Below are 12937 nucleotides of genomic sequence, written 5' to 3'. Positions count from 1 at the left end.
CGCGACGTCGGTGCTCTTGGCACGGCGAGGAGCGCGCTTGCGCGGGGCCTTGGCGGGCGCGGCGGGCGCCTCGACCGGCGCCTCGGCAGCTGCTTCGGCGGCCACGACCTCGGCGACGACCTCTTCGGCCACGACCTCGGCGACGATGGCCTCGGCGACCGCTTCTTCGGCGACCGCGTCCGCGACCTCAGCCTCGGCGACGGCCTCTTCGGCGACGGCGTCGGCGAAGATCGCCTCGGCGACGGCCTCCTCGGCCGCTTCTTCGGCGGCCTGTGCGGCGGCGGCGTCACCGGACTCCTCGGCGACGATCGCCTCGGCGACCGCCTCCTCGGCGACCTCTTCGGCGGCGAGCGCCTCGACGACGGCCTCGTCGGCGACGGCGTCGGCCGCCTCGGCGACCTCGACGGCCACTTCGGCGACGACCTCGGCCGCGACGGCCTCGATGACAGCTTCCTCAGCCACGGCCTCGGCCTGGGCTTCGACGCTGCCGGCGCCCTCGAGGGCCTCGGGCGCTTCCGCGCGCTCGTCGGCCGGAACGTCGGCGTGGATCTCGGAGATGGACTCCACGAGTTCTCCCTTGTGAAAAACGGAACGATTGTGCACGATCGCACGGCGCTGCCGGGTGGCGTCTGCCTGTCTCGATCAGTTGTCACGCCTGTCGAAACGCCCGCCGACGGGGTGAGGGACCGCGAGGGTGCTCAGCGGACGTCGGCAGGTCAGAATGCCGTGCGGTGGTTTCGCAGATTTGCGACGGAGGCCAGATTCACGTCTTACGTGGAACCCTCCGCGTACTCCCTCACTGTACCACCCTTGAAGTCGACGGCGAGCATGAGCGCCTCCCACGGGGTGTCGGTCGCGGTGCCCGCGAGCGCCGCCGCCTCGAGGCGTCGTCCCGGGCCGTCGGCGAGCACGAGCACGCTCGGTCCCGCCCCCGACACGACCGCCGCGAAGCCCGCCGCGCGCAGCGCCCGCACAAGACCGTCGGTCTCGGGCATGGCGCTCGCGCGGTAGTTCTGGTGCAGTTTGTCCTCCGTCGCCGCCTGCAGCAGTTCGGGGCTCTGCGTGAGCGCCGCGATCAGCAGCGCGGAGCGCGAGACGTTGAAGACGGCGTCCTCTCGCGGCACATGCATCGGCTGAAGGCTGCGCGCGAGCTCGGTCGACATCGTGAAGGTCGGCACGAAGACGAGCGGCGACACACCGCGGTGCACGAGCAGCTTCTTGTGCTGCGGGCCGTCCTCGTCCACCCAGGCGATGGTGAGTCCGCCGAACAGCGCCGGCGCGACGTTGTCGGGGTGGCCCTCGAGCTCGGTCGCGAGACGGAGCAGGGCGTCGGGGCCGAGCTCGACGTCGCCCTCGAGCAGGCCCTTCGCGGCCAGCAGGCCGGACACGACCGCCGCACCGGACGAGCCGAGGCCGCGCCCGTGCGGGATCACGTTCTTGGCGACCAGGCGGAGGCCCGGCATCCGTCGTCCGACCGATTCGTACGCATACGCGATCGCCCGCACCACGAGGTGCGAGGCGTCGCGCGGCACGTCGTCCGCACCGGCTCCCTCGACCTCGATCTCGAGCTCGCCCTCGGGCAGCGCCGTGACGTCGAGCTCGTCGTACACGCTCAGCGCGAGGCCGAGGGTGTCGAACCCGGGTCCGAGGTTGGCACTCGTCGCCGGAACCCGCACCACCACGCGGCGGCCGGGGGCCGGAGCGACGGCTGCGTTCACGCGGTCGCCGCCGCGGGAGCGAGCTCCAGGACGGATGCCACCTCCGACGTCGTGGCGTCGACCACGGTGGGCTCGACCTCGGAGCCGTCGGCGTTGCGCAGTGCCCAGTGCGGGTCCTTGAGGCCGTGGCCGGTCACCGTGAGCACGACGCGCGCGCCCTGCGGCACGATGCCCGCCTCCACACGGTCGAGGAGACCGGCGACGCTGATCGCCGACGCGGGCTCGACGAAGATGCCGACCTCGCCCGCGAGGAGCTTCTGGGCCGCGAGGATGCGGTCGTCGTCGATCGCGCCGAAGTACCCGTCGGTGGCGGCGCGCGCCTCGAGGGCGAGCTCCCACGACGCGGGGTTTCCGATGCGGATGGCGCTGGCGACCGTCTCGGGGTTCTTCACGACCTCACCGGTGACGAGCGGCGCCGAGCCGGCGGCCTGGAAGCCGAACATGCGCGGCACGCGGGTCGAGACGCCGGCCTCGGCCTCTTCGCGGTAGCCGCGCGTGTAGGCGGTGTAGTTGCCCGCGTTGCCGACCGGGATGAAGTGGAAGTCGGGGGCGTCGCCCAGCTGCTCGACGACCTCGTACGCGGCGGTCTTCTGACCGTCGATGCGGTCGGGGTTGACCGAGTTGACCAGGTGCACCGGGTAGTTGTCGGCGAGTTCGCGCGCGATCTCGAGGCAGTCGTCGAAGTTGCCGCGGATCTGGATGAGACGGCCGTTGTGCGCCACGGCCTGGCTGAGCTTGCCCATCGCGATCTTGCCCTCGGGCACGAGCACCGCGGCGGTGATGCCGGCGTGGGCGGCGTACGCGGCCGCCGAGGCGGAGGTGTTCCCGGTCGAGGCGCAGATGACGGCCTTCGCCCCGTGCTCGATCGCTCGCGAGACGGCGACGGTCATGCCGCGGTCCTTGAACGAGCCCGTGGGGTTCATGCCCTCGAACTTCACCCAGACGTCGGTGCCGGTGCGGCGCGACAGCGCGGGAGCGGGCAGGAGCGGCGTGCCGCCCTCCCCGAGGGTGACGACGGTCGAGGCATCCGTGACGCCCAGTCGATCTGCGTACTCGCGGAGGACTCCGCGCCAAACGTGTGCCATGTCAGTTCTCCTTCAGAAAAGTCTTCAATTGCCCTCGACGCGCAGCACCGAGACGACGCGCTCGACGACGCCGCTCGCGGCGAGGCGGTCGACCGTCTCGCTCAGGTCCTGCTCCAAAGCCTTGTGCGTGCCGATCACCAGTCGCGCCACGCCGCTCTCACCCTCGGCCGACTCGACGACGGTCTGCTCGACGGTCGCGATCGACACGCGACCCTCGCTCAGGATGCCCGCGACCGTGGCCAGAACGCCCGGCTGGTCGTCGACTTCGAGCGTGATCTGGTACCGCGTGGTGACGCGTCCGACGGGGACGATCGGCAGGTTCGCGAGCGTCGACTCGCCGACGCCGACGCCGCCGGCGATGTGGCGGCGCGCCGCCGACACGACGTCGCCGAGCACCGCAGACGCGGTCTGCACGCCACCGGCGCCCGCGCCGTAGAACATGAGGTTTCCGGCGGCCTCGGCCTGAACGAACACCGCGTTGTTGGCGCCGTGCACGCTCGCGAGCGGGTGCGCGCGGTCGATGAGCGCCGGGTACACGCGCACCGAGATGGATTCACCGGATGCCTCGGTCAGGCGCTCGCACACGGCGAGCAGCTTGATGACGTACCCGGCGTGGCGTGCGGCATCCATCATCGACTTGTCGATCGAGGTGATGCCCTCGCGGTGCACCGCATCGAGCGGCACGGTCGTGTGGAAGGCCAGGCTCGCCAGGATCGCGGCCTTCTGCGCGGCGTCGTAGCCCTCGACGTCGGCGGTCGGATCTGCCTCCGCGTAACCGAGGCGCTGCGCGTCGGCGAGCACGTCGGAGAACTCGGCGCCCTCGGTGTCCATCCGGTCGAGGATGTAGTTCGTGGTGCCGTTGACGATGCCCATGATGCGCTGGACGCGGTCGCCGGCGAGCGAGTCGCGCAGCGGACGGATGATGGGGATCGCACCCGCAGCGGCCGCCTCGTAGTAGACCTCGGCACCCACCTGATCGGCGGCGTCGAAGATCTCGGGGCCGTGCGTCGCCAGGAGCGCCTTGTTGGCCGTCACGATGTCGGCGCCCGAGTTGATCGCGTGGAGCAGGTACTCGCGCGCCGGCTCGATGCCGCCCATGAGCTCGATGACGATGTCGGAGCCGACGATGAGCGAGTCCGCGTCGGTCGTGAAGAGCTCGCGCGGAAGATCGGTCTCGCGCTTGGCGTCGACGTCGCGCACGGCGATGCCCACCAGCTCCAGTCGTGCACCCGCACGGTCGGCGAGCTCGTCGGCGTGCTGACGCAGCAGCGCGGCGACCTGCGAGCCGACGGCTCCGGCTCCCAGCAGTGCGACGCGGAGGCGGCGGTAGTCGGTCACTTCGACTCGCTTCGCTCGCTCGGTACAGGCATGCGTTGTCTTCCTTCCGTCGGTGCTCCGGCGAGCTCACGCCCGTCGCGCACGGTACTGAGGCCCGCGTCCCGGGCGAGCAGATCGTCGATCGTCTCGCCGCGCACGATGACGCGTGCCTCTCCCCCGCGCAGCGCCACCACGGGCGGACGGGGGACGTAGTTGTAGTTGTTCGAGAGCGAGAAGCAGTACGCGCCCGTTGCGGGGACCGCGAGCAGGTCGCCGGGCGAGACGTCGCCCGGCAGGTACTCCGCGTCGACGACGATGTCGCCCGACTCGCAGTGCTTGCCCACCACGCGCGCGAGCGCCGGCTCGACGTCGCTGGTGCGCGACGCGATGCGGGCCGAGAACTGCGCCCCGTACAGGGCCGGGCGGGCGTTGTCGCTCATGCCGCCGTCGACGCTCACGTACAGGCGGGTGTCGCCGCTCTCGAGCGCGACGGGCTTGGCCGTGCCCACTTCGTACAAGGTCACGCCCGCGCGGCCCACGATGGCGCGGCCCGGCTCGAACGCCAGGTTCGGCATGGGGATGCCCCGCACCTCGCATTGCCGCGCGACCGACTCGGCGATGCCCAGCGCGAGCTGCTCGATGGGAGTGGGGTCGTCGACCGACGTGTAGGCGATGCCGAACCCGCCGCCGAGGTTCAGGACCGGCAGCTCGCCGCCTTCGCGGAGCTCGGCGTGCAGTTCGACCAGGCGTGCGGCGGACTCCTCGAACCCGGCGGTGCCGAAGATCTGCGAGCCGATGTGGCAGTGCAGGCCCACGAACTCGAGCCCGCCGAGCTCGCGGATGCGCGCGACGGCGGCCGGGGCCTCCGTCAGCGTGAAGCCGAACTTCTGGTCTTCGTGAGCCGTCGCGAGGAAGTCGTGCGTCTGGGCGTGCACGCCGCTGTTGACCCGCAGCAGCACGGCCTGCGTCGCTCCGCGGCGCTCGACGATCGCCGCCAGACGCTCGATCTCGATCAGGCTGTCGATCACGATCGAGCCGATGCCGACCTCGACGGCCCGCTCGAGCTCGGCCACCGACTTGTTGTTGCCGTGGAAGCCCAGTCGCGCGGGATCGGCGCCCGCCGCGAGTGCGACGGCGAGTTCTCCGCCGCTGCACACGTCGACGGCGAGCCCCTCTTCGGTGACCCAGCGCACGACCTCGGTGCTGAGGAACGCCTTGCCCGCGTAGTAGACGCGGGCCTGGACGCCGTGCAGCGCCGCAGCCGCGCGGAAGGCGTCGAGCGTGCGGCGTGCGGCCTGGCGCACCTCGTCCTCGTCCACGACATAGAGAGGGGTGCCGAACCGCTCACGCAGGGCGGTGGCAGGGATGCCGCCGAGCTCCAGCACGCCGTCGGCATCACGCGCCGCGGCCGCCGGCCAGACGGCCGGGGCGAGCACGTTCGCGTCGGCGGGGCGCTCGAGCCACGCGGGAGCGACGGAACGGTGGTGCGGGTCGGCGGACACGGTGGACCAATCAGTGGGAGCTTCGACGCTGGCCGTCCGGGAGTCCGGGTGCGGCTCTGCCAGGCCGGAGGGGGTCACGCACCTGGCGGTGGTAGCAGTCTAGGGCACACGGCTCCAGGGCCCCGCGCCGTGTGACGCCCTGCGGCGGCTCAGGCGCAGGTGCCGTTCGCCTGCAGCGCCGGATCGGTGGCGATGGCCCCATCGACGTCGAAGTCGGCGACGAGCACGTCGCCGGTCACCTCGACGGAGGTGAGGGTCACGCCGGCCGGCAGGTACTGCGCGATGCACACGTTCCACTCGCGCAGGACGATGTCGGCGAGACCTCCGAACTGGCTGCGCAGGGCGTCGGCGGTCACCTCCGACTCGCCGAGGCGGAACCCTGCGGGCGTCAGGACGATGGCGCCGTCAACCGCGGACGGTGCCAGGGCGACGCCGACGGGGACGGACACGCCGAACAGCTGGAGGTCGATCGACGTCGTCACGTTCGGCGCGGCGAGGCCCACGGTGTCGGACGGCAAGCCCTCGACCGTCGCCAGCAGCGTGCGCAGCTGCGCCTCGTCGAGCGAGACCGTCGCCGTGGCGCCGCTCATCTCTCCGGTGCCGCGCACGGCGACATCGTGCGCCGTCACCGTCACATCGCCGGTGACTCCGCCGAGCGTGACGTCGTCGGACGAGATCGTGAGGTCGTCGATGGAGCCCGAGATGAGCTGGGGGATCACGGCGCCGGCGATGTCGACGTCGACCGGGTGGTCGGCAGGCAGCGACAGCTGGGTGCGCACCTGGTCGCGGACGACGCCGGTCACGATCTGCCGGGCGATCGCCTCGGCGGCGAACCACGCGGCCACGGCGAGCACCGCGACGATCGCGAACGCCACGATCCACGGCCACACGCGGCGCGGCTGCGCCGGTGCGGTCGACAGCGTCCCGTCGGGGATCGGCTCGGTCGCCTGCGTGTCGCCTCTGGCCATTTGCTACATCCGTTCCGGTGCCGTGACGCCCAGGAGATCGAGTCCGTTGCGCAGCACCTGCCCGGTGGCGTCGTTGAGCCACAGCCGGGTGCGGTGCACCGGCTCCACGGGCTCGTCGCCCAGCGGGATCACGCGGCAGTTGTCGTACCAGCGGTGGTAGAGCCCTGCGAGCTCCTCGAGGTACCGCGCGACGCGGTGCGGCTCGCGCACCTCGGCGGCGAACGCCACGATGCGCGGGAACTCCTGCAGCGCACCGAGGAGGGCCGACTCGGTCTCGTGGGTCAGCAGCTCGGGGGCGAACTCGGAACGGTCGACGCCGGAGCCGTGGGCGTTGCGCGCCACGTTGTGCGTGCGCGCGTGGGCGTACTGGACGTAGAAGACGGGGTTGTCATTGGTGCGCTTGCGCAGGATCTCGGGGTCGAGCGTGAGCGGCGAGTCCGCGGGATAGCGCGCGAGCGAATAACGCAGCGCGTCGGTGCCGATCCAGTCCCGCAGGTCGTCCAGCTCGATGATGTTGCCCGCGCGCTTGGAGAGCCGCGCGCCGTTGACCGACACGAGCTGCCCGATGAGCACCTCGATGTCCTTCTCGGGGTCGTCGCCGGCCGCACCGGCCAGCGCCTTGAGGCGGTGCACGTAGCCGTGGTGGTCGGCGCCGAGCAGATAGATCTTGTGCGCGAAGCCGCGGTCGCCCTTGTTGAGGTAGTACGCCGCGTCGGCCGCGAAATAGGTGTACTCGCCGTTCGAGCGGCGGATGACGCGATCCTTGTCGTCGCCGAAGTCCGTGGTGCGCACCCACACGGCGCCCTCGTCGTCGAACACGTGGCCCTGCTCGCGCAGGCGGTCGACGGCCTCGTCCACGAGGCTCGGCTCGCCGTCGGCCCCCTTCGCGTGCAGCGTGCGCTCGCTGAAGAAGACATCGAAGTGCACGTTGAACTTCTCGAGCGACGACTGCAGGTCGCCGAGCTGCAGCTCGTAGGCGCGGTCGCGCGCGATCCGCAGCTGCTCGTCCTCCGCCAGCGTGAGCAGTTCGGGCACCGCCGAGAGCACACGCTGCGCGAGGTCGTCGATATACGAACCGGGGTAGCCGTCTTCGGGGGTCGGCTCGCCCTTGGCGGCGGCGAGCACCGAGCGGCCGAACCGGTCCATCTGCGCGCCGGCGTCGTTGACGTAGAACTCGCGGACCAGCGTCGCACCGCTCGCGAGCAGCAGCCGCGCCATCGAGTCGCCGAGTGCCGCCCAGCGGGTGTGGCCGATGTGCATCGGACCCGTCGGGTTCGCACTCACGAACTCCAGGTTGATCGTGTTGCCGCGCTGCGACTCGTTCGTTCCGAACGCCGCGCCCGCATCGACGATGGTCTTCGCGAGCGCACCGGCGGCGGCGGCATCCAGTCGGATGTTGATGAAGCCAGGACCGGCGACCTCGACATCGGCGACGCCGTCGACCTGGGCGAGACCGGCCGCGATGTCGGCGGCGAACTCGCGGGGGTTCGCGCCGACGGCCTTCGCGAGCTTGAGCGCCGCGTTCGAGGCCCAGTCGCCGTGGTCGCGGTTCTTCGGCCGCTCGAGCGGCAGATCGGCGACCGTGAGCCCTTCGGCCGCACCGGGTCGTCGCGCCTCCGCGAGGGGGGCGACGACGGCGAGCAGGGCGGCGGAGAGGGCTTCGGGATTCATAGCCCGTCAAGTCTACGGGCGCGGCCCGCTCCGCCCCTGCGCGGGGTCAAGAGATCTGCACCAGGGCGCCGAAGTCGTCGGCGGCGGGATCGGATGCCTCGGGCAGAACTCCCGGGAGGGTGTCGAGTCCGTCGAGGGTCGCCGACTCGGGGACCACCCACGCGTCGACGTGCAGGCGCTTCAGACCGACGTAGCCGCCGTGGTAGCTGAGGAATGCGCAGTCCGCGGCATCGCGCCCTGTCGCGATGCGCACCAGCGAATTGCGGTTCGCGAGACGCGTCGCGTCGATGACATACCAGGCGCCGTCGAGATACGCCTCGGCGACGGCGTGGAAGTCCATCGGGCGCAGTCCCGGCGCGAAGCACGCGGCGTAGCGGGCCGGCATGTCCATCGCGCGCAGCAGGGCGATGACGACGTGCGCGTAGTCCCGGCAGACGCCCTGGCCGGTCATGAGGGTCGTGACCGCACTGTCGGTGCCCTGACTGAGACCCGGCGTGTACGTGGTGCTCGTCGAGACGAACTCCGACACCGCCGCGATGAGGTCGTGGCCCGAGAGCCCCTTGAACTGGCGGCGGGCCTGCTGGAACACCTCGTCGGACTGCGCGTAACGGCTCGGGCGCAGGTAGGTGATGGCTTCGAGATCGCTCGTGCGGCTGCTCGCCGCCTGTCCGTCGACGGTCGCCTCGTAGCGGATCTCGAGGTGCCCGGGCTCGCCCGTGAGGCGGTGCAGCCTGCTCCCCGACTGATCGACGATCTCGGTCGGGGTGTACACGCGATCGCCCTGGGTGAACGTCAGCTGCTCATTCGAGATCGGCACCGCCTGAGCGGCTGCGATCTGGAAGATGAGGTCGACGGATGCCCCCAATTCGAGGTCCATCTCAGCGGTCACGACGCGTTGCACCGAAGTATCCTCGCATGCCGCGAGGGCGCGATCGTGCGGGGTTGACAACGTCTTGCTGCGAGTGTTCTGGAAGCGATTCCCACCCTCAGGATCGAGCCCTTCTTTTCCCCAGTTCACGGCCCATGAGACGACCTCGCCCGTGCATGACTTACCCTCTCTCTATGCACGCGCCCGGCAGCACCCGAGACCGGCGGCCGTGGCTCCCCTTGGCGGGCGCCGCACTGGCCGTCGCGGCGGTATGCGCCGTGGCGGTGCTGCGCCCGTGGGGCGTCCCCGAACCCGTCGCTCCGGCGGCAGTGGCCGAGGGCGAGCCGGCGGTCGCAGCATCCGTCCCTCCCGCTCCTCTCGTGCTGGAAGAGGACGCGCGCGTTCTCGTCTTCGGGGACTCGTGGGTCTATGGCTCGGCCGCGACCGTGCCGACGCTCGGCTTCGCCTACCTCCTCGCCGACGAGCTCGGCGTAGAGACCGTCGTGGACGGCGTGCGCGGCAGCGGCTACCTCAAGCCCGGCCTCGACGGCCCCGCCTACGGCGAGCGGATCGGCGCGCTGGATCCGGCTCTCGACCCCGACCTCATCATCGTCGAGGGGTCGATCAACGACCGCAAGCTCTATCCGACCGGATACCGGGATGCCGTCACCGCCGTCTGGGATGCCCTCGAGGCCCGCTACCCCGACGCCGAGATCGTGATCCTCGGCCCGTCGCCGCAGGTGCTGCCGGTGCAGGACGCCACGCGCAGGATCGACGCCGACCTGGGCGAGCTCGCCGGCGCGCGCGGCTGGTGGTACATCTCCCCCATCGCTGAGGACTGGATCACCGACGCCAACTACCTCGATGTCATCGACACCGGTCCCATCGGACGCGACCATCCCTCGACGAACGGCCACGCGTACCTCGCCGACCGCGTCGCGACGGCGATCGAGCGGATGGAGCAGCAGCCCGCGATCGTCGCCGACGCACCGCTCGACGACACTCCCCCGACGCCCTGAGGTGGCGGGGCCACGGGCACCTGGATGGTAGTCTCGATCGGCACGCCTCCGTAGCTCAGGGGATAGAGCGTTGGTTTCCGGTACCAAAGGTCGCAGGTTCGATTCCTGTCGGGGGCACCAGTCGGGACAAGGGATCGAGAGTCATCAGGACTCTCGATCCCTTTCTCGTGACAACACTTTGACAACATCTGTGGCGCGCTTGGCGCGATCGAGAGCGGGCGCCACGGCGTCCAGATCGTCGTCGAAGAGGTCCGCGTAGACATCGAGCGTCATTGCAGCGGACGCGTGTCCGAGCATCCGCTGCACCGCTGTGACATGCGCACCGCTGCTGACGGCAAGCGACGCAGCGGTATGACGGAGGTCGTGGGGCGTGATGCGGGGGAAGGTCGGGTCCTCGGCTTGCGCTGCGCGCACTGCTTGGGTGAACCAGCCATTCCGCGAGGCCGGCAGTTTGACGTGCCGACGGCCATCGCCGAACAGAAGCTCCTCAGACGCTTTGCCTGCGGCTGCGCTGGAACCGGCTACCACGACGTCATGCGCTTCGAGTACGTCGGGGAGCCTGAGCCGGCGGGGCCAGTTGGCTGTGCCTCCTACAGCGGCAGCCCCCTGCGACTGCCCCGGCGGCTGACCGAGGTCAGAGCGCGGCGAGAGCCTCACGGACGACACGAGCGGCCTCTCTTGGGCCCACCTCAGTCATGCACTGGTGGCCGAGTGCTTCCTCGATGTCCTCAGACAGCCGCACCTCCGTGAGATGCGTGCGAGACAGCGCGGTGCCGCCGAAGAACACGACCTCGTCGGTACCGATGCTGGCGATCGCAGCGAGAGCATGGGAGATGGCGTGGTCTCGGATCACCTGCTCCTCGTCCACCCCGAACTGCATCTCGACTGCGATCCGTTCGTCGTCGTCGAGCACGCCGGGAACGGGGGCGCGCAATGAGGCCTCCGGCTCGCTGTTCATCTTCTCGCCGAACCTGCCAGCACCATCTCGTCGATGCTTGCTCTCATCCCGGGCCATCTCGCTCCTTCAGCTCTTTCAGCATGAGCCGCGCTGCGGTCGTGGTCTTGCGCGCCGCGACCACAATCTCCTCGAACTCCGGTGCACTCACGCGCGCAGCCAGGTTCGGCACGGCCGCGCCTGCTTCCATCGGCACGTCATTCGTTTGCGGCCTGCTCAGGAGATCGAACAGAGTCTGGGCTGGGGTCGTGACGAAGCCTTCGCCGAGCGCTGTGCGCTCCACGACCAGGTCCAGTTGATCGAGGTCTCGAGGCACGAATCTGATGCGTCCACCCGTGTCGAGCGCCGTCGGGGCGTAGCCGGCTCTCGGCACCGCCACGGTGGCGACTCCGATGGCACGCGGGATCGCAGCCCAGTGGCGAGCCGCGCTCACACCCATGAGGGCAGCTTGTCGCTGACCGAACCTGGCTGTCGCGACGGCGAGGGCCGCCGCTTCCAGTGGCGGTCGCCAAGTGCGGCCGTCGCGTCCATCCGGAGGCGCTGCATAGATCCCGTGCACGAGCCTGGTGAGAGCTCCCTCGTCGACGAGTCGGTCGACGACACGCCACAGGTTAGCTTCGTCCGTGCGGATGTCCTTCAACCGCGCGGTTCGCATCGGGGCGCGCGCGACCTGGCGAACGATCTCTGTGTCGGTGGCCACCCGTCCACCCCCCTCCTTTGCTTATCGCAAATATACTCTAGCGGTATATTTCCGATCAGTAACAACATGCACGATCGCGGCGAAATCGCGCCGATCGCGAGACCGCACTGTCATGTCTCAGGACATCGGTAACGGTTGTGGGTCAACACATCGGTGACGCTTCGGCGGTCGTTGGTTCGATTCCTGTCTCGGTCACCACCACCACAAGCAGTGAGAAGGACCGCGGGTCATCAGGCCTCGCGGTCCTTCTGCTCTTCCCCGGGGCCCCCGGCCGCGGGTTCGCAGGCGGATCGTCCGCCGTTGCGGGATGTGCGGATGTCAAGGGCTGGCCCGCATCCTCCCGTCGGAGGAGCATGGGGGCGGAGCGGATCGACGACCTCCTCTTTGCGGCTCTCAGCGCTTCGGCCGTCGACCCCTTCCCACGGAGGCCTTCATGGGCAAGTTGATGTACGAAGGGACCGTGAAGGTCGACTTCGACGACCGGACGCTTGCACACCTGCAGCTCGTGATCGGCACGAAGCTGCGGCGGGGCGAGCCCTTCCACTTCACCTGGCGCGACGACGCGAGCATCGGCGACGGCAGGACGACGGTGTGGATCCATCCGAGATGCTCGCTGGTCTACAAGTTCTACGGCAGCCGCAAACCCCAGCTGAATCCGGCGTGGATCGACGCGCTGGCGTACACGGCGAACTCCCCCACGGGCCTCTATCTCGTGCCGGAGCCGGCGATGCCGCACGTCGAGGGCGCCGCAGAGCACGACCTCGCCGGCTGAAGCGACTTCGTAGACCTCGCGGGGCCGGCCTGTCAAGGCGCTTCGCGGCGGCGCCCGGCGCCAGTGAGATGGGCGGCAGCGATGGGAGTGGTGATGAAGAGGATCGACATCTACTACGGCGGGGACCACTACAGCATCGGAGGCCGGCGCTTCGAGGATCTGCGCGACGAGATCGAAGCGGGGATCTCCGCAGGCCCGTACTGGCTGGAGGTCAACGACGGCGAGGGCGAGATGCGGGTCGCCCACCTCCTGCTGACGCCGGGCGTTCCGCTGGCGATCATCCCCATCCCGGACGAGCTGCCCGCGCCCAGCCCTGATGCGATCTGGTCCAGCGGTGGTCCGCCGTTCGTCGGCTGATCACC

13 protein-coding genes, 1 tRNA gene and 1 pseudogene are annotated in these 12937 nt (G+C 70.1%); 4 read left to right on the top strand and 11 right to left on the bottom strand.

Annotation, left to right across the window (positions count from 1 at the left end; genetic code table 11):
- The 8 genes and pseudogenes from AC3A46_RS13925 to AC3A46_RS13890 form a co-directional block, all read right to left on the bottom strand.
- Positions 1-567 (bottom strand): annotated as a pseudogene (locus AC3A46_RS13925) (hypothetical protein); the annotation flags it as partial.
- 203 nt (positions 568-770) lie between these two features.
- Positions 771-1718 carry a homoserine kinase gene (gene thrB / locus AC3A46_RS13920; protein ID WP_056370326.1) on the bottom strand — a complete coding sequence of 316 codons (948 nt, stop codon included), beginning with the start codon at positions 1716-1718 and terminating at the stop codon, positions 771-773.
- Positions 1715-2803 carry a threonine synthase gene (thrC, locus tag AC3A46_RS13915; RefSeq protein WP_056370328.1) on the bottom strand — a complete coding sequence of 363 codons (1089 nt, stop codon included), beginning with the start codon at positions 2801-2803 and terminating at the stop codon, positions 1715-1717. Before thrC ends, thrB begins: the two co-directional genes overlap by 4 nt.
- 24 nt (positions 2804-2827) lie before the next feature.
- Positions 2828-4141, bottom strand: coding sequence for a homoserine dehydrogenase (locus AC3A46_RS13910; protein ID WP_056370330.1), 1314 nt, complete (start codon positions 4139-4141; stop codon positions 2828-2830).
- Positions 4138-5622, bottom strand: a complete 1485-nt coding sequence (lysA, locus tag AC3A46_RS13905; RefSeq protein ID WP_487665719.1) for a diaminopimelate decarboxylase — start codon at positions 5620-5622, stop codon at positions 4138-4140. The genes AC3A46_RS13910 and lysA overlap by 4 nt, the downstream gene beginning before the upstream one ends.
- Before the next feature lie 149 nt (positions 5623-5771).
- Positions 5772-6590, bottom strand: coding sequence for an LmeA family phospholipid-binding protein (locus AC3A46_RS13900; RefSeq protein WP_487665718.1), 819 nt, complete (start codon positions 6588-6590; stop codon positions 5772-5774).
- A 3-nt stretch (positions 6591-6593) separates the two neighbouring features.
- Positions 6594-8261, bottom strand: coding sequence for an arginine--tRNA ligase (locus AC3A46_RS13895; protein WP_487665717.1), 1668 nt, complete (start codon positions 8259-8261; stop codon positions 6594-6596).
- A gap of 46 nt (positions 8262-8307) precedes the next feature.
- The gene (locus tag AC3A46_RS13890) at positions 8308-9162 is read right to left on the bottom strand and encodes a transglutaminase-like domain-containing protein (RefSeq protein WP_487665716.1); all 855 of its coding nucleotides are present in this window, start codon (positions 9160-9162) and stop codon (positions 8308-8310) included.
- 161 nt (positions 9163-9323) lie between these two features.
- Between AC3A46_RS13890 and AC3A46_RS13885 the strand changes: the two genes are divergently transcribed.
- Positions 9324-10148, top strand: a complete 825-nt coding sequence (locus AC3A46_RS13885; protein WP_487665715.1) for an SGNH/GDSL hydrolase family protein — start codon at positions 9324-9326, stop codon at positions 10146-10148.
- 44 nt (positions 10149-10192) lie between these two features.
- Positions 10193-10268 (top strand) — tRNA-Arg (locus tag AC3A46_RS13880).
- 24 nt (positions 10269-10292) lie between these two features.
- On the opposite strand, the gene AC3A46_RS13875 is transcribed toward AC3A46_RS13880, so the two are convergent.
- From AC3A46_RS13875 to AC3A46_RS13865, 3 genes are all read right to left on the bottom strand, one after another.
- A complete protein-coding gene (locus tag AC3A46_RS13875) occupies positions 10293-10676 on the bottom strand; it encodes a tyrosine-type recombinase/integrase (RefSeq protein WP_487665714.1) in 384 nt (127 codons plus the stop codon).
- Positions 10677-10782: 106 nt separating this feature from the next.
- Positions 10783-11163, bottom strand: a complete 381-nt coding sequence (locus tag AC3A46_RS13870; RefSeq protein WP_487665713.1) for a hypothetical protein — start codon at positions 11161-11163, stop codon at positions 10783-10785.
- Positions 11150-11803, bottom strand: coding sequence for a hypothetical protein (locus tag AC3A46_RS13865; protein WP_487665712.1), 654 nt, complete (start codon positions 11801-11803; stop codon positions 11150-11152). Before AC3A46_RS13865 ends, AC3A46_RS13870 begins: the two co-directional genes overlap by 14 nt.
- A 433-nt stretch (positions 11804-12236) precedes the next feature.
- Between AC3A46_RS13865 and AC3A46_RS13860 the strand changes: the two genes are divergently transcribed.
- Together AC3A46_RS13860 and AC3A46_RS13855 are read left to right on the top strand one after the other, a co-directional pair.
- Positions 12237-12575, top strand: a complete 339-nt coding sequence (locus AC3A46_RS13860; protein ID WP_487665711.1) for a DUF7882 family protein — start codon at positions 12237-12239, stop codon at positions 12573-12575.
- Between the two features lie 93 nt (positions 12576-12668).
- On the top strand, positions 12669-12932 hold the full coding sequence (locus AC3A46_RS13855; RefSeq protein WP_487665710.1) for a hypothetical protein: 264 nt from the start codon (positions 12669-12671) through the stop codon (positions 12930-12932).
- Positions 12933-12937: the final 5 nt, after the last annotated feature.

It is taken from the genome of Microbacterium sp. Soil_C_42 (assembly GCF_057656735.1).
Note: the sequence above shows the minus strand (reverse complement) of the source record. Positions and strands in the feature narration are given on the sequence as shown.

What these genes read in the sequence shown, in the direction of transcription:
- thrC (WP_056370328.1), bottom strand. Translation starts at nt 2,803, where the DNA reads ATGGCACACGTTTGGCGCGGAGTCCTCCGCGAGTACGCAGATCGACTG.
- AC3A46_RS13900 (WP_487665718.1), bottom strand. Translation starts at nt 6,590, where the DNA reads ATGGCCAGAGGCGACACGCAGGCGACCGAGCCGATCCCCGACGGGACG.
- AC3A46_RS13895 (WP_487665717.1), bottom strand. Translation starts at nt 8,261, where the DNA reads ATGAATCCCGAAGCCCTCTCCGCCGCCCTGCTCGCCGTCGTCGCCCCC.
- AC3A46_RS13885 (WP_487665715.1), top strand. Translation starts at nt 9,324, where the DNA reads ATGCACGCGCCCGGCAGCACCCGAGACCGGCGGCCGTGGCTCCCCTTG.
- AC3A46_RS13870 (WP_487665713.1), bottom strand. Translation starts at nt 11,163, where the DNA reads ATGGCCCGGGATGAGAGCAAGCATCGACGAGATGGTGCTGGCAGGTTC.
- AC3A46_RS13860 (WP_487665711.1), top strand. Translation starts at nt 12,237, where the DNA reads ATGGGCAAGTTGATGTACGAAGGGACCGTGAAGGTCGACTTCGACGAC.
- AC3A46_RS13855 (WP_487665710.1), top strand. Translation starts at nt 12,669, where the DNA reads ATGAAGAGGATCGACATCTACTACGGCGGGGACCACTACAGCATCGGA.